Origin of the sequence: Sphingobium cupriresistens (genome assembly GCF_004152865.1) — a bacterium.
In the GTDB taxonomy this organism is placed as follows: domain Bacteria; phylum Pseudomonadota; class Alphaproteobacteria; order Sphingomonadales; family Sphingomonadaceae; genus Sphingobium; species Sphingobium cupriresistens.
Map to the genome: position 1 here is coordinate 1 of NZ_SEOO01000030.1, position 19,136 is coordinate 19,136.

A 19,136-nucleotide genomic window follows, 5' to 3' on the forward strand; every position below is an offset into this window, starting at 1 on the left:
TCCCGGCCCAATATCTCCACCGCCGTCCCTCGCTTTGGCTCAGGACGTCCATAACGACGTCCTTATGGACGTCTCTTACGCGCTCACATCACAGCAAGGCAGGCGGCCTCAACCGGTCGGTTACGGAGAATGTACATGACGGATCAGGTGACGGACGCACTGGAAGCGCGGTTCGATGCGGTGGTGCAGGGGGAGCGGATCGATGGACTGGAGGGGGAGATTGCGGCGCTGAAAGGGGCTTTGCTGGCCGCGCAGCGACCGGCGCTGGATGGCGTGAAAGGGGGCGCGGTCGATCCGGCGCGGGCGGCGTTTGTCGATCGCTATCTGCGGCAGGGGCATGAAGCGGGCGTGGAGCTGAAGAGCTTTTCCGGGGCGAGCGGTGGCGCGGGCGGCTATGCGGTGCCGCGGGAGATCGACCAGTTGATCGGATCGACGCTCAAGGCCATTTCGCCGATCCGCGGCATCGCCAATGTGGTGCGCACCGGAACGGCGGGGTATCGCAAGCTGGTGACGTCGGGCGGCATCGTGTCGGGCTGGGCGAGCGAGACGGGCGCGCGGGCCGAGACGGGGACGCCTGTCTTTAACGAGATCGCGCCGCCCAGCGGCGAGCTGTTCGCCAATCCGGCGGCCAGCCAGGCGATGCTGGACGATGCGCAATTCGATGTCGAAGCCTGGCTGGCGAGCGAGATCGCGCGCGAATTTGCGGCAGCGGAGGGCGCGGCCTTCGTCAACGGCAATGGGACGAACAAGCCCAAGGGTTTCCTGACCTATACCACGACCAATGAGGTCGACGGCGTGCGCGCCTTTGGCTCGCTGCAATATCTGGCGTCGGGCGCGGCGGGCGCCTTTGCCGCGTCGAACCCGCAGGACAAGCTGATCGACCTGGTCCAGAGCCTGCGCGCGCCCTATCGCCAGGGGGCGAGCTTCGTGATGAACAGCGCCACGCTGGCGGCGGTGCGCAAGATGAAGACGAGCGACGGCGCGTTCATCTGGCAGCCGGGGCTGAGCGGCGGACAGCCCGCAACCTTGCTGGGCTATCCGGTGGTCGAGGCGGAGGACATGCCCGATATCGCCGCCAACAGCCTGTCGATCGCTTTCGGCAATTTCCAGGCCGGCTATGTCATCGCCGAACGCAGCGAGACGAGCATCCTGCGCGATCCGTTCAGCAACAAGCCGTTCGTGCATTTCTACGCCGTCAAGCGGATCGGCGGCGCGGTGGCCAATAGCGAGGCGATCAAGTTGATGAAGTTCGCCGCTTCGTGATGGGATGGGGGGAGGCTGCGTGTCCTTCCCCCTCTTCCAACTGCGCCTGAGCCCTGCGGGCTAAGGCTTCGTATCTTTCTCCGCTGGGGGAGAAGGTTCTGGGGGAGCGTCCTTGCGCTCCCCCTTTTTTGTGAGGGGGCGGGCGTGGCGATCACGGAACTGGAGATGGCGGACCTGGTGCGCGAGACGTGCCATGCGGGGGGGCGCGGGGCCGCTGGCGCTGGGCGGGCCGTTGCCGGGCTATCGCGGCTTTGCCGCGGCGACTGGTCCTGGCGCGACCTTTCCCTATGTCATTCAGGGCGTAGCCGATCCCGGCCAATGGGAGGCGGGGACGGGCGGAATCGATGACGAAGGCCGCCTGGTGCGGGCGCCGCAAGCCTCTTCGGCGGGCGGCGGCGCGGTGGATTTCGTTGTAGGCGAGAAGCATGTCGGGCTGGCGCTGCACGCGGGTTGGGTCGCACAGGTCAACGATCATGGCCATGGGTTGGATGAGATTGCGGGGCTGGATACGGCGCTGGCGGGCAAGCAGGCGGCAAGCGACGAATTGAGCGCGATCGCGGCGCTGGCGACGAGCGGGTTCGGACGGGGATTGTTGACGCAGGCCGACGGCGCGGCGGTGCGATCCTATGTCGGGGCGCTGGGGGGCAGCGGCGAGGCGCAGATATCGGCCGGTACGCTGACGGTCAATGCCAGCGGCGCAGCCTTCACCCCGATCGCGAGCGAGACGATCACCGCCTATCGCAATGAAGGGACCGCCATCATGGCGGTGCGCGGCGATGGGATCGGCGCGTCGATGCGGGCCTATGCCCATGGCGCCAGTTCCGCGTCGATGCGGCTCTATCGGGCGCTGGGATCGCAGGCGTCGCCGGCCAATCTGGAGAGCGGCGCGGTGATCGGCGACGTCGCTTCCTTCGCCTATATCGGCGGCGCGTTCGAGGAAGTGACGCGAATGCGCGCGACGCTGATATCGGCGTCGCCGGGCGCGTCGAACAAGCAGGTCATGTTTTCCTGGCACGCGACCCGCGACGGGACGAGCGGGGGGCCGGCCAGCCTGATGCGGTTGCAATATGGCATGGTCGATTTCGCCGGCCATGTCGCGCCGTTGACCGACAATATCTATGCGCTGGGCGGCGCTACGACGCGCTGGAGCCAGGTATATGCGGCGAGCGGGACGATCAACACGTCCGACGCGCGGACCAAATGCGATGTCGGAACGGTCGACGATGCCCTGATCGACGCCTGGGGCGCGGTCGGCTGGCGCCGCTATCGCTTCGTCGAGGCGGTGGCCGAGAAGGGCGACGCGGCGCGCTGGCATCTGGGGCTGGCGGCGCAGCAGGTGCGCGATGTGATCGATGCGCGATTGGGCGAAGGCGCGGCGATCCGCTGGGGGCTGTTGTGCCACGATAGATGGGACGCGGAGCCGGAATTGCGGAGCGAGGACGGCGCGATCGTGCGGGCGGCGCGGGATGCGGGAGAGCGGTGGGGCCTGCGCTATGACGAATGTTTCGCGCTGGAGGCGCTGTGGCAGCGGCGCGCGATCGCGGCGCTGGCGGCGCGTCTGGATGCGCTGGAAACAGGAGGCGGCGATGCTGGCGGGTGAGGCGATCGGCGCGGGCGCGCTGGGCGCGGTGCGGGTGGCGACGCCGGGGCCGTGGGACTGGGGCGTCCGGCCGGGGCAGGGCGCGCGGGTGGCCGCGCGCGAGGGGGCGATGCGGCCCGATCAACATGAGGGGAGCAAGGTCCGATGAGCCTTTTTGTCAAAGACCCGCAGGCGCGGGTCGATCATGCGATCGACTGGTCCGCCTATCTGGCCGGGCAGAGCCTAGTCGCCAGCCTGTGGCGGCGGAGCATTTCGTGGCGCGGGGCGGCGAAAGCGCGCCGCCGGCGGTGGTGAGCGCGCTGTGGCGGCCGTTCCGGCGGATGCGGCTGGCATGAGGGCGCGGCTGGTGGCGCTGGTCGAGGCGCGGGCGGCGCGGCGGCGAGCGCGGATCGTCGCGGCGCTGGAGGCGGCCGGGGTGGCGGCGGTTGTCGAGGGCGCGGCGGTGCGGGCGTCCGCGCCGGGGCTGGCGGCGCGCTGGTGGCGCGATCTGGCGGTGCGGGACGCCGGGAGGAATGGGCTATGAGTGCGGAAGTGGCGGCGCGGGCGGCGGTGATCGCCGCATTGCGGGCGGACGGGGCGCTGATGGACGGGCTGAACGACCTATATGATAGCGAGCCGGGGCGGGCGAGCGCGCCCTATGGCCATGTGGGCGAATGTATCGGCGCGGACTGGGGCGGCAAGGATGTCGAGGGGCGCGAGGTGCGGCTGACCATCGGTCTGCGGAGCGCGGACGAGACGCCGGCGCGGCTGGCGGGGATGATCGCGCGGATCGATCCGGCGATCGGCCAGGCGCAGGCGCGCGATGGATGGCGGATCGTCACCGCGCGGCTGGTGCGGTCGCGGGTGGCGCGGGATGGCGCGGGCGCGGCCTTGGAGTGGCGGGCGGTGATCGACTATCGGTTGCGGGTGGTGCGGGAGGGGTAATGCCCCTCCCGATGGAAGTTAGCCCGACTGGCTGTTTTCCTCATATTCGCTGGTGATCTTGTCGACATATTCCGCGATCTGTTCGTCGGCGTCGCTGTTGGCGGCGGCGTCGGGCATCTTGTCGGCCTTGTTCTGGGCGACGATCGCGGCGCGGAAGGCGGCTTCCTTGTCGGCGCAGGCTTTTTTCATTGCGGACTGGAAATCGCCGACCGGCAATTTCTTTTCCAGCGCGGGCTGAACCTGGGCGCTGAGGCATTTGGAAAATTCCTTGCGCCCGGCGCCGACAGCGTCAGCGGACGGGGCGGCGGCCAGCATCATCACGAGCGAAGCGGCAACAATCATAGAAACCTCTCCATAGCGGCGTCTTCACGTCGATGGCGGCGTGTCCACGCTGCGACCGGATGGTCGAATGCCATCCGAGTCTTTTATTTTTTCGCGATTTTCCGGGCGGCAGCAGGGTGCTTGCCGCGTCGGGGTCGCTTGGCTGGAGAATGCGCCATGGGCGTCGAAAAGGGAAGTGCGTTTCTGCTCAAAGTGAGCGACGGAAACATGCCTGCAACATATGCGACGGTGGCCGGGATGCGGACCACCCAGTTGTCGGTGAATGGCGAGGCGGTGAACATCACCAGCAAGGATTCGGGCGGCTGGCGCGAATTGCTGTCGGGCGCGGGGGTGCGATCGGTCAGCGTGTCGGCGGCGGGGCTGTTCACTGGCTCTGCGGCGGAGGTGCGCATCCGCAACCATGCGCTGTCGGGCACGATCGAGGATTATGAGCTGAGCTTCGAAAGCGGCGAGCGGATGCGCGGGCGATTTCTGGTGACGCGGCTGGACTATGCCGGGGACTATAATGGCGAGCGCAATTATGCGCTGAGCCTGGAAAGCAGCGGCGCGGTGGTGAGCGAATGAGCGGGGCTGGCGCAAACCTGGAGCGGCCCAATCCCGAAAGGGGCGAGGCGGCGCTGGCGCTGGGCGGGGAGGTGCTGGCGCTGCGGCCGAGCTTTGCCGCGCTGGTGGCGGCGGAGGCGGAACTGGGGCCGCTGTTCGATCTGGTCGAGCGGGCGGCGGAGGGCAAGCTGTCGCTGGCCGATCTGGTGGCGTTGTTCTGGCATTGTCTGGTGGATCGCGAGGCGGTGAGCCGCGAGGCGCTGGGCGAGGCGGTGGTGGCGGTCGGGCTGGCGAAGGTGACGCCGGTGCTGAAAGCCGTTTTGCAGCAGATATTGGCGGGGAAGTGACGCGCTTTGCGCAGGCCGCGGGGCGGCTGGCGGGGGTGGCCGGGTGGCTGCTGGGCTGGCGGCCGGACGAGTTCTGGCGCGCGACCCCGGCGGAACTGGCGGCGGTGTTGAAGGCGGCGCGGGGGGACGAGGCGCCGGGGGATGGCGTGGATGGCAGGGAGTTGGCGCGGTTGATGGGGGCGATGCCGGATTAAGCATGAAGGTAGGTGTGTGGGGCGCGCCCCCACCCCAACCCCTCCCCTGAAGGGGAGGGGCTTTTTAGGTTGGGAGGCGGGCTGTGGACGAGGAAATCGAGACGCTGGTGGTGCGGGTGCGGGCCGACACGCAGGGGTTGAACCGCGATGTCGAGGCGATGCGGGCGGGGCTGGAAGGGTCGCTGGGCGATGGGGCGGACCGGGCCGGGCGGCGGATCGAGCAGGGTCTGATGCGCGCGGTGCGGACCGGCAAGTTCGGGTTCGAGGATCTGCGCCGGATCGCGGTCAGTGTGCTGGACGAGATTGCAGCGAGCGCTTTGCGGTCGGCCGTGGGCGGCGGGAGCAGCGGGGGCGGGTTGGGGAGCCTGGGCGCGTCGCTGCTGACGTCGGCATTAGGTTTGCCGGGACGGGCGACCGGGGGGCCGGTGACGCCTGGGCGCGCCTATATGGTCGGTGAGCGCGGGCCGGAGATGTTCGTGCCCACGAGCAGCGGGCAGGTGGTCGCGCATGGCGGCGGCGGGGCGCGCGACGTGCGGGTGAGCATCGCGATCAATGGGCGCGGTGGGGAGAGCGAGCCGCGGTTGCTGGCGCGCAGCGCGCGGCAGGTGGCGCGGGCGGTGAAGGGGGCGCTGGGCTGATGGGCAGGATCGAATATTGGCTGGCGGATACGCGGCGGGGACAGGAGACGCGCTGGATCAAGCGGTTCGCGGCGACGCACTGGACCGTCAATTTCCCGCGGCCGATGATGGCGAGCGTGGTGACGAGCGCGCCCGACGCATTGCGGGTGGACACGGTGTTTTACGGGTCGGGCGATCTGGCGGGGCTGATCTGGGACGCGGCGGACCAGTGGAGCCATCCCTTGCTGGCCTATGACACGGATCGGGATTTTAGGGACTGTGTGCTGTCGTTCCGCTGGCGCAGCGGCGGCGTGCGGACATTGGACGAGACGCATGGGCCGACGCTGACGATCGAGGGGCGGGATCAGGACGGCAATCCGCGCGCCTGGTATGTGCGGTTGTGGAACTATGCCAATGGCGTGCCGGAAGATGCTGTCATTACGCTGGATTTTTCCGTCATTATGGGCGGTTACGACCTGCCGGACGACGATGATCCGGTGTGGGCGGGCGATGTCGATCGGATGTTTATTTCGCTGGTGCCGCCCGGTTATGACGAGGGCGACACGCCCTTTGCCGGGCCGCAGGAGGGATGGGCGGAACTGAGCGAGATCGCCTGTGACGGGGCGGGGTCCATGCTGACGATCGGCGACGCGATGCTGCCCGAACATGGGCTGTCGATGGCGACCGGCTATGACGATTGTTTCAACCAGACGCCGGAGCGGGTGGTCGGCGCGATCCAGGCGCTGGGCTATCGCGGGGCGATCAACCATTATGTCGGGATGAGCCATTATTTCCGGCTCGAACGCTTGGGCGAGGGGCTTTACGTCAGTCTGGCTGGCGGGGTGCTCAATGCGCCCTGCGCGGCCTGGCATCGGGATTTTGCGGCGCGGGCCAGGGCATTGGGGTTCGGCGTCATCTGGTCACTATCCTATGAACTGTTCGATGCGCATTGCTGGAACGACTGGAAGCAGCGGGCCGAGAATGGCGATCCGGCGCTGACCGGATGGTCGCCGCCATCGACATTGCTGTCGCCGGCCCATGGCGGGGCGATGAGCTATTTGCAGCAGGTAGCATGGGCCTTTGTTTCCATTGGGTTGGAGGCGGGCTTGCCGATCCTGTTTCAGGTGGGTGAACCCTGGTGGTGGGTGATGCCGGGCGACGGGCGGATATGCCTGTATGACGATGCGGCGCGGGCGGCGCTGGGCGGCAGTCCGGTGTCGATCCCGGATGTGCGCGGCGCGCTGGACGGCGCGCAATGCGCGTTGCTGGATGCGGCGGGGGCCTTGCTGGCGGCGTCGACCGCGGCGCTCTGTGCGGCGGTGAAGGCGGTCGCACCGGGGGCGGTGACGCACTTGCTGGCCTATCTGCCGACCATATTGGACGCGCGCGCGCCGGAGGCGAAGCGAGCGAACATGCCGCTGGGGTGGGCGACGCCCGCTTTCGATGTGCTGCAACTGGAAGATTATGACTGGGTGACCGAGGGGCGGCCGGGACTGACCGCGCGGGGCGTGGAGATGGCGACGGCGCGGCTGGGCTATCCGATCGAAGAGCAGCATTATTTGTCGGGCTTCGTGTTGTTGCCGCAGCAGGCGGGGCAATGGCGGGAGATAGCCGCAGCGGCGCAGGCGTCGGTGGCGCGGGGGACGGCGCAGACATTCGTCTGGGCGCTGCCGCAGGTGTGCCGCGACGGCTTTACCTGCTTCAGCATCGATGGGGAGGATGATATGCAAGCCTTTGACGATATTATCTTTCCGCTGGCGATCGGGCGGGAGGCGAGCCTGTCGCCGGCCTTTTCGACGCAGATCGTGGAAAGCCCGTCGGGTCATGAGCGGCGCAGCAGCGACTGGGCGGATGCGCGGCTGTCCTTCGACGCGGGGCCGGGGGTAAGGTCCGAAGCGGACATCGCGACGCTGATCGCTTTCTTTCGCGCGCGCAGGGGCGCGGCGCGCGGGTTCCGCTTCACCGACCCCTATGACGACCGCAGCGGCGCGCCGGGCGTGGCGCCTTCGCCGATCGACCAGCGGCTGGGGATTGGCGACGGGGTGCGGGCGACGTTCCAGTTGATGCGCTATTATGGCGTGGGCGAGGAGGCGCAGGGGCGGATCATCACCCGGCCGGTGGCGGGGAGCATCCGGGTAGCGGCTGATGGGGGCGAGATGACCGAGGGGTGGAGCCATGCGGGGTTGGGCGTGATCGCGTTTGACGAGGCGCCGGATGCGGGCGTGGTGCTGAGCGCCGGTTATCGGTTCGACGTGCCGGTGCGCTTCGCCGAGGACCGGCTGGACATCAACCGGGCGACCTTTGCCGCGGGCGAAGCGCCGTCGGTGCCGTTGGTGGAGATACGGGAATGACCGATGCGGAACGGCTGGGTGCGCCGCTCAATACGCTGGCCTTTTGCTGGCGGATCGAGCGGCGGGACGGGGTGACGATCGGGCTGACCAGCCATGATCGGGATCTGGACATCGGCGGGCTGACCTATCGCGCCGCGCCGGGGATGACGCCCTCGGCGGTGCGCGCAGGCATCGGGCTGGACGGCGAGGATAGCGACGTCGCGGGCGCGCTGTCGAGCGATGCGATCGGCGAGGCGGACCTGATGGCGGGGCGCTGGGATGGGGCGGCGCTGGAATTGCGGCTGACCCAGTGGGAGGCTTTGGGGGAGGAGCCGGGCGCGCTGTGGCTGTTGCTGGCGCGGGGCGAGATCGGCGCGGTGGCGCGCAAGGGCGGGGCGTTTACCGCCGAACTGCTGGGCGCGGCGGCGGTGCTGGGCGGGCCGGTGGCGCCGTCTACCTCGCCTGATTGCAGAGCGCGACTGGGCGACGGGGCGTGCCGGGTCGATATGGCCGGGCGGCGCAAGATCGTGACGGTTGGCGCTATAGATGATGTGGACGTGGCGGTTAGCGGGCTGACGGCGGGCGTCTATGCCTTTGGGACGCTGCGCTGGCTGAGCGGGGCCAATGCGGGGCTGACGCAGGCGGTGGTCGACAATGGCGCGGATGGGGTGGCGCTGGCCGATCCGCCGGCCTTTGCGGTGGCGGCGGGGACGTTGGCGTTGTTGACGCAGGGGTGCGACCGGCAATTGGCGACCTGTGCGGCGCGGTTCGGCAATGCGCGCAATTTTCGTGGGGAGCCTTATCTGCCGGGCATGGACCTGCTCACCCGCTATCCCGGCGCATGAGCGCGGTGGTGGCGCGGGCGCGCGCTTTGGTGGGGGTGCCGTTTCGATTGCATGGGCGCAGCCGCGCGGGGCTGGATTGCGTGGGGCTGGCGGCGCTGGCGATGGGACGGGAGGCGCATGGCGCCTATGGCTTGCGGAGCGGGGATATCGAGCGGGCGGAGCGCTGGCTGGCGGCGGCGGGATTGCGGCCGGTGGCGCAAGGGCAGCCGGGCGATCTGGCGCTGGTGCGGCCGGGGCCGTTGCAACTGCATCTGATGATCGGGACGGGGGCGGGGTTTATTCACGCCCATGCGGGGATCGGGCGGGTGGTGGAGATGCCGGGCGCGTCGCCATGGCCGGTCTTGAGTTGGTGGCGTGCGGCATGAAGTCGCGCGCTCGTTGTTTCTCGACTGCGCTCGAAACGAACGGAGGATAATATTATGGCGACGGTGGTGCTGACGGCGGTGGGGACCGTGCTGGGCGGGCCGATCGGCGCTGCGATCGGCGCGGTGATCGGCAATGTCATCGACAATCAGATATTGTTCAAGGGGCGCGAGGGCGCGCGGCTGTCCGACCTGCAATTGCAGACGTCGAGCTATGGCACGCAGCTTCCCAGGCTGTTCGGGACGATGCGGGTGGCGGGGACGGTGATCTGGGCGACCGACCTGAAGGAGACGAAGAGCAAGAGCGGCGGCGGCAAGGGGCGGCCGAGCGTGACCAGCTATGCCTATTCGGCGAGTTTCGCGGTGGCGCTGTCGGCGCGGGCGATCGGGCAGATCCGGCGCATCTGGGCGGACGGGAACCTGCTGCGCGGGGCGGCGGGGGATTTCAAGACGGAGATTTCCGCCTTTCGCGTCCATGCGGGCGACGAGGACCAGCCGGTCGATCCGCTGATCGCGGCGGCAGAGGGTGTGGGCCTGACCCCGGCGCATCGGGGGATCGCCTATGTCGTGTTCGAGGATCTGGCGCTGGCCGATTATGGCAATCGCATCCCGTCGCTGACGTTCGAGGTGGAGGCCGATGCTGCGCCGGTGCCGATCGGTGCAGTGGCGGCGGCGTTGAGCGCGGGGCGGCTGGAGGGCGACGGACTGGCTGCGGTGGATGGCTTTGCGGCAAGCGGGGCGGACGTCCGGGCCGCGATCGCGCCTTTGGTCGAGGCGCATGGGCTGGCGCTGCGGTCCGGCGCCGATGGTTTGCGATTGACGGCCATAGGCGCTGCGGACGGGGCGATCGGGGCGGACGGGCTGGCGCGGCGGGTAAACGGGCAGGCGATCGATGCGGTCGAGCGATCGGGCGCAGCAGCCGATGGCGTGCCGGTGGCGCTGAGCCTGCGCCACTATGATGCCGCGCGCGATTATCAGACCGGGGTGCAGCGGGTGACGCGGCCGGGGCCGGGGCGGCAGGAACTGGGGATCGAACTGCCCGCGGTGATGGCGGCGGACGCGGCGCGGGCGGTGGCGGCGGAGCGGCTGGGCGCGGGTTGGACCGGGCGGGCGACGATGACGTTGCGCTGCGATTGGCGGGCGCTGGCGCTGGACCCCGGCGCGGTGGTGACGGTGGCCGATGCGCCGGGACTGTGGCGGATCGAGGAACGGGAATGGGAGGCGATGGCGGTGCGGCTGGCGCTGCGCCGGGTGCCGGGCGCGGGCGGGGCGCTGCCCGGCGGGGCGTCTTCGGGCGCGATCGTGCGGCAGGCGGATGCGCCCCACGGCGCGACGACATTGATGCTGGCCGACCTGCCGCAGATACAGGACGGGGCGGCGAGCGCACCTTTGCTGGTCGTGGCGGCGAGCGGCGGGGAGGGATGGCGCAACGCGGCGCTGTTCGTGATGGGCGAGAGCGGGGAGGCGATGCCGATCGGGCGCAGCGCGCTCCGGGCGGTGATGGGGGCGAGCGACGCCGCGCTGCCGGACGGGAGCGCGGCGCTGGTTGATCGGCGGCACGGCCTGCTGGTGACGTTGCTGGCGGCGGACATGGACTTGAGCGATGCGGATGAAGCGGGGTTAGCGCAGGGGCGGAACCTGTGCCTGATCGGGCGCGAGCTGGTGCAGTTCGAGACGGCGGTGCGAACCGGACCGGCCAGCTATCGGCTGGGTGGACTGCGCCGGGGGCTGCGCGGCACCGAATGGGCGATGGCCGGGCATGAGGCCGGCGAGCCGTTCCTGCTGATCGAGGAGGAGCGATTGGTTCAGCCGCTGGCGGCGCTGGGCACGGTGGGGGAGGTCGGGGCGACGCTGCGGCTGGCGGCGGTCGGACTGGGCGATGTCGAGCCGGTGGAGGCGGCGATCGCGATCAGCGGCGAGGCGCTGATGCCGCCATCGCCGGTGCACCTGAGGGTGCGGGGGCTGGATGGCGGGCAGGCGTTCGACTGGGTCCGGCGCAGTCGCGCCGGGTGGCGATGGAGCAATGGCGGCGACGTACCGCTGGGCGAGGAGGCGGAGCGTTATCGCATAGCGGTGATGGACGGAGCGAGCGTGATCCGCAGCGCGGAGAGCGGGGCGCCGGGCTGGACCTATTCCGCGGCGATGATCGCGGCGGATGGGACGGCGGGGCAGTCGCTGATGGTGGAGGTGCGCCAGTTGGGGACGCTGGCGCAGGGGCGGGCGGCGATGATCGGCTTTATCGCCTGACGCTTTTCACGGATGATCGAGGAGGAGACGAGCATGGACGAAACGCCGCGTTGGGCGTTGCCGCTGCTATTCGCAGGGCAGGCGCAGAAGGAAATCCAGCATAATGAAGCGCTGGTGGTGGTCGATGCATTGTTGCACGGACGAGTGGAGAGCGCCGACCTGAGCGCCCCGCCGGGTGCGCCGATGGTCGGCCAGTGCTGGATCGTCGCGGCCGGCGCGTCGGGCGACTGGGCGGGGCAGGCGGATACGGTCGCGCTATGGACGGAGGGCGGTTGGCGTTTCGTCGCGCCGCGCGCCGGGCTTCGGGTCGCGGCGGCCGACCGCGATCATGCCCTTTTCTTCGACGGGACACTATGGCGGAGCGATGCGGTGCGTGGCGATGGCGTCTATCTGGACGAAGAACGAGTGGTGGGACCGCGGATGGCGGCTATCGCGGCGCCGAGCGGGGGCGGCGTGATTGACGCTGAGGCGCGCTCTACGCTGATGGACATTCTGGCCGCCTTGCGCACCCACGGCCTGATCGCGACCTAATATTACGGGCCTGCGCATTTCTTGTTGCAGGCCCGCGTCAATAGTCTAGGATTCCTCCACATTAGCTTGGTAAAGCTGTGAAAGCCGGGCTAGTGCGTTATTTTTGCAACGGTTTCACTAATTGTGGACTTGCCATGAAACCTTCTTGCGAATACAGGGTTTCAGCAGTCCTTCGTGACACTCTTGAAAGGGGAATTCAAATGCGGAAGCTTGCCCTCGCGGCTGCGCTTGCGACCACCGTCCTGGCCACCCCGGCCATGGCGCGTGACAATAGCTGGTATGTCGGCGTCGACGCCGGCGTCCTGCTCGTCGAAGACCAGGACCTCACCTTCTCGTCCATTCCTCCCGGCGGTTCGGTCGTTCCTTCGATCGACTACCATAAGGGCTATGATTTCGACGCCAACATCGGCTACGACTTCGGCGGCTTCCGCCTGGAGGCCGAAGCGGCCTACAAGCGCGCCAAGATCGATTTCGACAAGACCGGCGGCGGCTTCGGCGGCGCAGCTTCGGCTTTGTCGTTCATGCTGAACGGTTTGCTGGACTTCGGTCCCGATGACGGCCTGCAGGGCTTCGTCGGCGGCGGTGTCGGCGTATCGCGCGGCAAGCTGGCTTCGGACATCGTGAACGACAGCGACACCGGTTTCGCCTGGCAGGCGATTGCGGGCGTTCGTTACCCCGTCACCAACAATGTCGATGTCTCGCTGAAGTATCGCTTCTTCAACCAGGACGACATCAAGGTCATCCCGGCTTATCAGAGCATCTACGGCCAGGCGGGTTCGACCGGCGACACCAAGCTGCGCACGCACAGCCTGCTGCTCGGCCTGACCTACAACTTCGGTGGCGAAACGGCTCCTCCGCCGCCGCCCCCGCCGCCCCCGCCGCCCCCGCCCCCGCCGCCCCCGCCGCCGCCGCCGGTTGCCGAATGCAACCCTGGCCCGTACATCGTGTTCTTCGAATGGGACAAGTCGGACATCACGCCTGATGCCGCCACCATCCTGGACAACGCGGTTTCGGCCTATAGCAGCTGCGGTAGCGCACAGGTCATGCTGGCCGGTCACGCTGACCGTTCGGGCGCCGCTTCCTACAATGTCGGCCTCTCGCAGCGCCGCGCTGACTCGACCAAGGCCTATCTGGCCTCGAAGGGTATCCCTGATGGTGTCATCACCACCCAGGCCTTCGGTGAATCGAAGCCGCGCGTCGATACCGCGGACGGCGTTCGCGAAGTCCAGAACCGTCGCGTGGAAATCAGCTACGGTCCCGGCGCGGGCATGTAAGCCGATTTCCATTCCTCGGAATGGAAATAGAATGGGGGGCTGGTCGCAGGACCAGCCCCTTTTTCTTTGCGCGGCGCCAAGAGAAGATTGTCTGGCCGGCATCTATTGCTCAGGTGATTGCGAAGCCCCGACGCGCCACGTTCGGTCCGATGTCCGGTCATCAATTATGCAACGCCGTGGCATGGCCGAACGGCGCGTGGTCTAGGGCCGGCCGGCGAGATGATGGGGCTGTTGCCGAAGCGTCGATCCCGCGCCATGGCGCGGCGAGGGGATGGCGCGACCGATCGGTTCTGTCGCCGTCAAGCCGACGTCGCTCATGACCTTGCGATATTGTCCGCCGGCGGCCAGTTCCCCGACATCGAACAGGTTCCGGCCATCAACGGTCAACCCGACCTATCCGACGTCACCATTTGCCCCGCCAGGATGGGTTCATGGAAGCAGACGACCGCTTCGGCGATGTAAGTGAACCGGGTTGTGATCCTGATCCAGCTTCTTGCGAAAGCTTGTCAGAAGGGCGGTGACAAATTGGTGCGGTTGGGCAACAAAAGCGCTCCAGCGGCGTTAGCGCCTTATCTTGCCCTTTTCTGGGAGCTATCCATGAAAATTATTCCGCTTCTCACCGCCTTGCCGATCGTCCTCGCCGCGTCGGCCTGCGCCACCACGACGGGAACCGCCAGCGCCGCGCCGACGGCTTCGGCCAAGCTGGCGGCCGCCGACGGATCGGCGCGCGGCATGGCGACGGTGACGCAGGCGGCCGACGGGTTGCATGTCGTGGTCAAGGCGATGGGGCTGACGCCCGGCATCCACGCGGTGCATATCCACACCACCGGCCAGTGCGCCGCGCCAGACTTCGCCAGCGCCGGCGGCCACTGGAACCCGACTGCGCGCCAGCATGGCAAGGATAATCCCGCCGGAATGCATATGGGCGACATGCCCAATATGACGGTGGGACCGGATGGCGCCGGCGCGATCGAATATCATATCGCCGACGCGATGATCGGCGAGGGGGTGACGCCTCTGCTCGATGCCGATGGCGCGGCGGTGGTGGTTCATGCGCAGGCCGACGACAATAAGAGCGATCCGGCCGGCAATGCCGGTGGCCGCGTGGCGTGCGGGGTGCTGGCGGCGGGTTGAGCGCGTCAGGGCGTGTTGCTGTAAACTCATGCGCACGCCGGCTGTTGACGCCGCATCGTCAAGCCATGACGACTTCAGGCTCCGCGATACGAGCAAAGGAAGCGCTCTGGACCTTCGGGTTCGGGGCGCTTTTGCGATGGGCGGACCGTCAATCCAGCGACGGTCGCGCCGCGCCGTTGGCGAGGTAGTCCGCTATCGCGTGATAGATCGCGCCCTGCTGACCCAGCCGGCTTTCGAACAGGGTGAAGCGATCGACCCTGAAGGGCGCGCGGTTGAGGGCGGCGTGGCGGGCCAGGAAGGGGTCGATCAGGCCGCCTGATCGGCCGAAGCGGGCAAGGGTGACATGGGGGAGATAGGCGCGGCTTTCGGGCGACAGGCCGATGGACACGCAGGCGCGGTCGATTTTCCGATGCAGCGCGGCCAACGGATCGCGCGGCTTCACGCCGGCCCAGAGCGTATCGACCACGCCCTTGCGGTCGAACGCGCCGACGCCTGTCAGATGGACGTCGAACGGGGCGAAGCGGATCGCGCCCAGCGCGTCGGCGATGTCGTTGGCGCGGTGGCGGTCGACTGCGCCGATGAAGCGCAGCGTCAGGTGCAGTTGATCGTCGCTTTGCCACCGTGCGCCATCGACCCCGTCCATCAGGGACAGGAGGTGGGCGCGCTGATCGGCGGGCGGGCGGATGGCGACGAACAGGCGGTGCATGGGGCCGATATAGGATGATCGACGCGATCCGTCACCGCTCGTGCCGGTTTGGCTTGAATCATGCGACCAATGCGCCGATAATAGGGATACCGGCAAGACATGCCGGTGAAGGAGACGATTTTCATGGCCAACTGGTCCGACCCCCGTTCCGACATTGCGGGCTTTGGCGGCGCCACCGCTGCGCGCGGCGAGGCGTTCGACGCCGGGCTTCGCAGCTATATGCTGTCGGTCTATAATTATATGGCGAGCGGCGTGCTGCTGACGGGCGTCGTCGCGCTGCTGTTCGCATCGAGCGGCATGGCGGCGTCCGTGTTCACCGGCCCCGGCATCCTGAAATATATCGTGATGTTCGCGCCTTTGCTGTTCGTTATGGTGCTGAGTTTCGGGATTAATCGCCTGTCCACCGTGGCGGCGCAGGGCCTGTTCTGGGCCTATGCGGCGGTGATGGGCGTATCGTTGTCCTACATCTTCCTGGCCTATACCGGCACGTCGATCGCGCAGACGTTCTTTGCGACGGCAGCGGCCTTTGCGGGGTTGAGCCTGTGGGGCTACACCACCAAGAAGGATCTGTCGGGTTTCGGCACCTTCCTGATCATGGGCGTGGTCGGTCTGCTGGTGGCGAGCCTGATCAACATCTTCATGCAATCGAATGCGATGAGCCTGGTCATCAGCGGCGTCGGCGTGCTGCTGTTCGCGGGTCTGACCGCCTATGACACGCAGAAGATCAAGAGCATTTATGCGCAGGTCGCGGGCACCGACATGATGGGCAAGTCGGTGGTGATGGGAGCGTTGAACCTCTATCTCGACTTCATCAACATGTTCATGTTCCTGCTGCGCCTGTTCGGCGATCGTCGCTGATCCTTGCGGACTTGTGCGTATAAAAGGCCCGGCGGAGCGATCCGCCGGGCCTTTTCGTTGATGAGACAATGGCCGGTCGTTTCGAGCGCAGTCGAACAACGCATGGGAAGCGCCAGCCGCTTCTCGACTGCGCTCGAAGCGAGTGGAGGGGTAGCTCAGCCCTCTTTCTGCATCGCGGCGATCAGGGCGCCGTCTATTTCTTTCTGCCGCTTATAGGCGGGGCGGTCGCGCAGGCGGGCGGCATAGGCTTCGAAAACGGGGCGACTAGGGATGGACTGGAAGCTGATGCCCCAGTCGATCTGCGAGCCGACATAAACGTCGGCGGCGGTGAATTGGTCACCGCAGATCCAGGCGTCACCCGATATCGCGGTTTCCAGCGCATCGATCGTGTCTTCGAACCTGCCATAGCCCGCTGTGCGCTCGCGCCCTTCGGGCAGGGCGAAGCCCATCGCCTTGTTGGTGACGGCGGCTTCGACCGGGCCGGCGGCGAAGAAGAAGAGCCAGCGATAATAGGCATGGCGATCGGCCGGGGGCGGGGCGAGGTTGGCGGCCGGGAAGGCGTCGGCCAGATAGGCGCAGATGGCGGCGCATTCGGTGACGATCCGGCCGCCATGGACGATGGCCGGCACCTTGCCCATCGGGTTGACCGCCAGATAGTCGGGCGCCTTCATCGACGCGGCATAATCGAGGACGACCGTTTCATAGGACGCGCCGACCTCCTCCAGCATCCAGCGGGCGATCTGCCCGCGCGACATGGGGTTGGTGTAGAAAATCAGCTCTTGGGTCATGACGCGCTCCTGAATCGCAAGGCGGCAAGGGTGGCGCACGGACGGGCCGAGCGCCACCCCGTTTCGATCAGCAGCCCACACCCATGGCGCCGCCGAGCATCCCGCCCAAGCCGCCGCGACACTTGTTTTTCTTCGGCTGGGGCGCGGGTTCGTCGCCTTCATCCGCGTCGTCGGCCTGGCTCATCATGTCCCCCATGTCCGGGCCGTTCAGCATCCACATTGTGTTGGCGCGATAGCGGACGCGGGCGATCCATTCCGGCTTCCAGGCGATCTTGGGATCTGCGGGGCGGGGCGGGTAGGCGAAGTTCGCTTCGGGACCATAGGCGTAGAGGCTGCCCATCAGCATCTCTCCGCCCGCCTGGGTGACCGCGGCGGGGACGGTGCAACTGGTCTGGCTGGGCGGCATGACGATTTTCTGCGCGATCATCTTTTGCACGGCGGCGGGCGACATCCAGTCCCAGACCGGGCCGCCGAACGCCTGGGTGGCGGAAGACGCCCACCAGACCATGTCGCCGTTGCCCTGCGCGCCGAAGGCCCATGCATAATAGCCGGTCGCCTGGGGCAGGCTGTTCCAGCTAATGATCGTGGCGCCACCGGCGATCTGCCGGGCGGCGCCGGTGATGGCGGGCATGAAATCCTGTCTCAGGGTGAAGGCGATGTCGGGGCTGTAATTGCCGGCGATGCGATGGTCGCCGAGCAGGGAGCTGTTGGCGGGGACGGTCTTACGGGTCTGGCCGTTGGGCCAGTCGCCATAGGTCTTGCTGTTCGAGGCGCGGATTTGCCATTCCTGTGGAATCGATGCGCCGCTCATGTAGAGGCCGGGGGGCATCTGACCCTTCGCAACCTTGGCGAAGTCGATCACGACCGGCTGGCCGGGGCCGGGCGTCGCGCCGCAGCCCCAATAGATGAGCAGGCGGCCCCTGGGGCGTTCGCCGGGGATGGGCTGGTCGTCGCTGGGGATGACGCGCGGGGTGACGAGCGGGACCGAAGCGCCCAGGCCAGCGGTGGCAGGCAGGAAATGGTCGGCCGCGGGCGCGCCGCTGGTGGGCGCGCGGGTGGAGCCGAGGCGCAGGACGAGTTCGTGGAGCGGCTGGTTGCGGCCGCCGCCCATTATCATGCCCATGGCCGCGCCCATGCCGCCTCCACCACCGGCCATGGCGGCCATGCCGGACATTGTGCCAGCGTCGATCGTGTAGCGGGCGATGGGGCCGGACGCCTGCTGGCTGGTGCCGGGGGCGGCGAGGAGGGTGAAGGATGCAAGCAGAAACGCGCCGCGAGCGGGGCGCGAAGTCAGGAGTTTGCGCACAACATCTGTTCCTTGATCGTTACGGAAGAGATGCGACCTTTTTTCTGGGATGGGCGCTTGTAGCAGAGATTCAGGCGGCCGGGGAGGGTCGTTCGAACTGACCATGGCGCAGAAAATGCGTGATCTGGTCGGTGACCGGACGGCGGTAGATCATGGCGGTATGGGCGACGGGAAGAACGAGATGATCGGTCTGGCCGGGCAGGTGCGTAGCGGCGACGCTGACCTTGCCGTCATTGGGTGCGCGGAAGACGAGGTGGGAGAGCGCGCTGATCATCGGGCGGTCGCCGGCTATAATGCCGAGAGGATAGTCGATCGGGCCGAACAGCGCATGTGTCGCGGCGTCGCGTCGGGTGCGCAGGAGCGCCCCCGAATTGTTGAGGATCGGGCGATCAAGGCGCAAACGATAGAGGAGATCTGCTAGTTCGCTGCCGCTGTTGGGCGTGCCGAGCATGACGACGCGGCCGAGATGGGCAGGACGGTGGCGGGCGAGATAGGCGCGCAGTAGCAGACCGCCCATCGAGTGGCCGACGCAATGGAGGCGGTGGGCGGTGTAGGCGGGAGCGGCGGTGATACGCTGGTGGAGATGCGCCAGCACGCGGTCGATCGGCCAGCGCCAGCTAGGGTAGCCGATGTTCGCGACGGTGTAGCCGGCAGCGTGGAGGCGGCGGGCGAGGAGGGTGGTCTGGAGCGGGTGACCGCCGAAGCCGTGGAGGAGGAGGATGGATTCGGTCGGCTGGGTCATGGGGTTAGGTTCATCTTGCGGTGTGTCGGCGAAAGCAGGCGTTCAAGTCCGCGAGCGGCTTTCCCCCCTCATCCAACTTCGCCTAACGCGCTGCGCGCTTGAGGCTGCGTATCCTTCTCCCCGCGGGGAGAAGGGCAAATAGAAAGGGCGGCCGTTGCGGGCCGCCCTTGTTTATCTTGCTGG

Annotated in this window: 23 protein-coding genes and 2 pseudogenes; 19 read left to right on the forward strand and 6 right to left on the reverse strand. The window is 67.7% G+C overall.

Annotated elements, in window-relative coordinates; all coding sequences use genetic code 11:
- Window positions 1-135: 135 nt before the first annotated feature.
- The 7 genes and pseudogenes from EWH12_RS16140 (at window position 136) to gp17 (ending at window position 3,787) form a co-directional block, all read left to right on the forward strand.
- A complete protein-coding gene (locus EWH12_RS16140) occupies window positions 136-1,263 on the forward strand; it encodes a phage major capsid protein (RefSeq protein WP_129927219.1) in 1,128 nt (375 codons plus the stop codon).
- Window positions 1,264-1,456: 193 nt separating this feature from the next.
- Window positions 1,457-2,863, forward strand: coding sequence for a tail fiber domain-containing protein (locus EWH12_RS16145; protein WP_129927220.1), 1,407 nt, complete (start codon window positions 1,457-1,459; stop codon window positions 2,861-2,863).
- Entirely contained in the window at window positions 2,826-3,011 is a 186-nt protein-coding gene (locus EWH12_RS22285) for a hypothetical protein (RefSeq protein ID WP_066601195.1), read from the forward strand. The genes EWH12_RS16145 and EWH12_RS22285 overlap by 38 nt, the downstream gene beginning before the upstream one ends.
- A pseudogene (locus EWH12_RS22995) lies at window positions 3,008-3,067 on the forward strand (phage fiber-tail adaptor protein); the annotation flags it as partial. The gene EWH12_RS22285 and the pseudogene EWH12_RS22995, both read left to right, overlap by 4 nt.
- Window positions 3,067-3,198: pseudogene (locus EWH12_RS23045) on the forward strand (head-tail connector protein); the annotation flags it as partial. The pseudogenes EWH12_RS22995 and EWH12_RS23045, both read left to right, overlap by 1 nt.
- The gene (locus EWH12_RS16150; protein ID WP_066601199.1) at window positions 3,195-3,386 is read left to right on the forward strand and encodes a hypothetical protein; all 192 of its coding nucleotides are present in this window, start codon (window positions 3,195-3,197) and stop codon (window positions 3,384-3,386) included. The pseudogene EWH12_RS23045 and the gene EWH12_RS16150, both read left to right, overlap by 4 nt.
- The gene (gene gp17 / locus EWH12_RS16155; protein WP_066601200.1) at window positions 3,383-3,787 is read left to right on the forward strand and encodes a tail completion protein gp17; all 405 of its coding nucleotides are present in this window, start codon (window positions 3,383-3,385) and stop codon (window positions 3,785-3,787) included. Before EWH12_RS16150 ends, gp17 begins: the two co-directional genes overlap by 4 nt.
- 18 nt (window positions 3,788-3,805) lie before the next feature.
- Here gp17 and EWH12_RS16160 read toward each other — a convergent pair whose 3' ends face one another.
- Window positions 3,806-4,129 (reverse strand): hypothetical protein, encoded by a 324-nt coding sequence (locus tag EWH12_RS16160; protein ID WP_066601202.1) that lies wholly within the window; start codon window positions 4,127-4,129, stop codon window positions 3,806-3,808.
- Window positions 4,130-4,285: 156 nt separating this feature from the next.
- Between EWH12_RS16160 and EWH12_RS16165 the strand changes: the two genes are divergently transcribed.
- The 10 genes from EWH12_RS16165 to EWH12_RS16210 all read left to right on the forward strand — a co-directional run bounded on the left by EWH12_RS16165 (window position 4,286) and on the right by EWH12_RS16210 (window position 13,419).
- Window positions 4,286-4,693, forward strand: coding sequence for a phage major tail protein, TP901-1 family (locus tag EWH12_RS16165; protein WP_066601203.1), 408 nt, complete (start codon window positions 4,286-4,288; stop codon window positions 4,691-4,693).
- A complete protein-coding gene (locus EWH12_RS16170) occupies window positions 4,690-5,019 on the forward strand; it encodes a gene transfer agent family protein (protein ID WP_129927221.1) in 330 nt (109 codons plus the stop codon). Before EWH12_RS16165 ends, EWH12_RS16170 begins: the two co-directional genes overlap by 4 nt.
- A complete protein-coding gene (locus tag EWH12_RS16175; RefSeq protein WP_066601205.1) occupies window positions 5,016-5,213 on the forward strand; it encodes a phage tail assembly chaperone in 198 nt (65 codons plus the stop codon). Before EWH12_RS16170 ends, EWH12_RS16175 begins: the two co-directional genes overlap by 4 nt.
- An 83-nt stretch (window positions 5,214-5,296) precedes the next feature.
- On the forward strand, window positions 5,297-5,851 hold the full coding sequence (locus EWH12_RS16180) for a tail tape measure protein (RefSeq protein ID WP_129927222.1): 555 nt from the start codon (window positions 5,297-5,299) through the stop codon (window positions 5,849-5,851).
- Window positions 5,851-8,181, forward strand: coding sequence for a DUF2460 domain-containing protein (locus EWH12_RS16185; RefSeq protein ID WP_129927223.1), 2,331 nt, complete (start codon window positions 5,851-5,853; stop codon window positions 8,179-8,181). Before EWH12_RS16180 ends, EWH12_RS16185 begins: the two co-directional genes overlap by 1 nt.
- The gene (locus EWH12_RS16190; protein WP_129927224.1) at window positions 8,178-9,005 is read left to right on the forward strand and encodes a DUF2163 domain-containing protein; all 828 of its coding nucleotides are present in this window, start codon (window positions 8,178-8,180) and stop codon (window positions 9,003-9,005) included. Before EWH12_RS16185 ends, EWH12_RS16190 begins: the two co-directional genes overlap by 4 nt.
- A gap of 8 nt (window positions 9,006-9,013) precedes the next feature.
- The gene (locus EWH12_RS16195) at window positions 9,014-9,370 is read left to right on the forward strand and encodes an NlpC/P60 family protein (protein WP_129927243.1); all 357 of its coding nucleotides are present in this window, start codon (window positions 9,014-9,016) and stop codon (window positions 9,368-9,370) included.
- Window positions 9,371-9,424: 54 nt separating this feature from the next.
- Window positions 9,425-11,614 (forward strand): phage tail protein, encoded by a 2,190-nt coding sequence (locus EWH12_RS16200; protein WP_129927225.1) that lies wholly within the window; start codon window positions 9,425-9,427, stop codon window positions 11,612-11,614.
- Window positions 11,615-11,647: 33 nt separating this feature from the next.
- Window positions 11,648-12,145, forward strand: a complete 498-nt coding sequence (locus EWH12_RS16205; RefSeq protein WP_066605089.1) for a DUF2793 domain-containing protein — start codon at window positions 11,648-11,650, stop codon at window positions 12,143-12,145.
- Window positions 12,146-12,345: 200 nt separating this feature from the next.
- Entirely contained in the window at window positions 12,346-13,419 is a 1,074-nt protein-coding gene (locus EWH12_RS16210; protein WP_129927226.1) for an OmpA family protein, read from the forward strand.
- 201 nt (window positions 13,420-13,620) lie between these two features.
- On the opposite strand, the gene EWH12_RS16215 is transcribed toward EWH12_RS16210, so the two are convergent.
- A complete protein-coding gene (locus EWH12_RS16215; protein WP_129927227.1) occupies window positions 13,621-13,806 on the reverse strand; it encodes a hypothetical protein in 186 nt (61 codons plus the stop codon).
- A 210-nt stretch (window positions 13,807-14,016) separates the two neighbouring features.
- Here EWH12_RS16215 and EWH12_RS16220 point away from each other — a divergent pair, with 210 nt between their 5' ends.
- The gene (locus tag EWH12_RS16220; protein WP_129927228.1) at window positions 14,017-14,553 is read left to right on the forward strand and encodes a superoxide dismutase family protein; all 537 of its coding nucleotides are present in this window, start codon (window positions 14,017-14,019) and stop codon (window positions 14,551-14,553) included.
- Between the two features lie 148 nt (window positions 14,554-14,701).
- Here the strand turns inward: EWH12_RS16220 and thpR are convergent, their stop codons facing one another.
- Complete coding sequence (gene thpR, locus EWH12_RS16225; protein ID WP_129927229.1) at window positions 14,702-15,259, reverse strand: RNA 2',3'-cyclic phosphodiesterase; 558 nt, start codon at window positions 15,257-15,259, stop codon at window positions 14,702-14,704.
- A gap of 123 nt (window positions 15,260-15,382) precedes the next feature.
- Between thpR and EWH12_RS16230 the strand changes: the two genes are divergently transcribed.
- Window positions 15,383-16,117, forward strand: coding sequence for a Bax inhibitor-1/YccA family protein (locus EWH12_RS16230; protein ID WP_066605094.1), 735 nt, complete (start codon window positions 15,383-15,385; stop codon window positions 16,115-16,117).
- Between the two features lie 155 nt (window positions 16,118-16,272).
- On the opposite strand, the gene EWH12_RS16235 is transcribed toward EWH12_RS16230, so the two are convergent.
- The 3 genes from EWH12_RS16235 to EWH12_RS16245 form a co-directional block, all read right to left on the reverse strand.
- On the reverse strand, window positions 16,273-16,905 hold the full coding sequence (locus EWH12_RS16235) for a glutathione S-transferase family protein (protein ID WP_129927230.1): 633 nt from the start codon (window positions 16,903-16,905) through the stop codon (window positions 16,273-16,275).
- 67 nt (window positions 16,906-16,972) lie between these two features.
- Window positions 16,973-18,211, reverse strand: coding sequence for a hypothetical protein (locus tag EWH12_RS16240; RefSeq protein WP_066601224.1), 1,239 nt, complete (start codon window positions 18,209-18,211; stop codon window positions 16,973-16,975).
- Window positions 18,212-18,281: 70 nt separating this feature from the next.
- The gene (locus tag EWH12_RS16245) at window positions 18,282-18,953 is read right to left on the reverse strand and encodes an alpha/beta fold hydrolase (protein WP_129927231.1); all 672 of its coding nucleotides are present in this window, start codon (window positions 18,951-18,953) and stop codon (window positions 18,282-18,284) included.
- Between the last annotated feature and the right edge of the window lie 183 nt (window positions 18,954-19,136).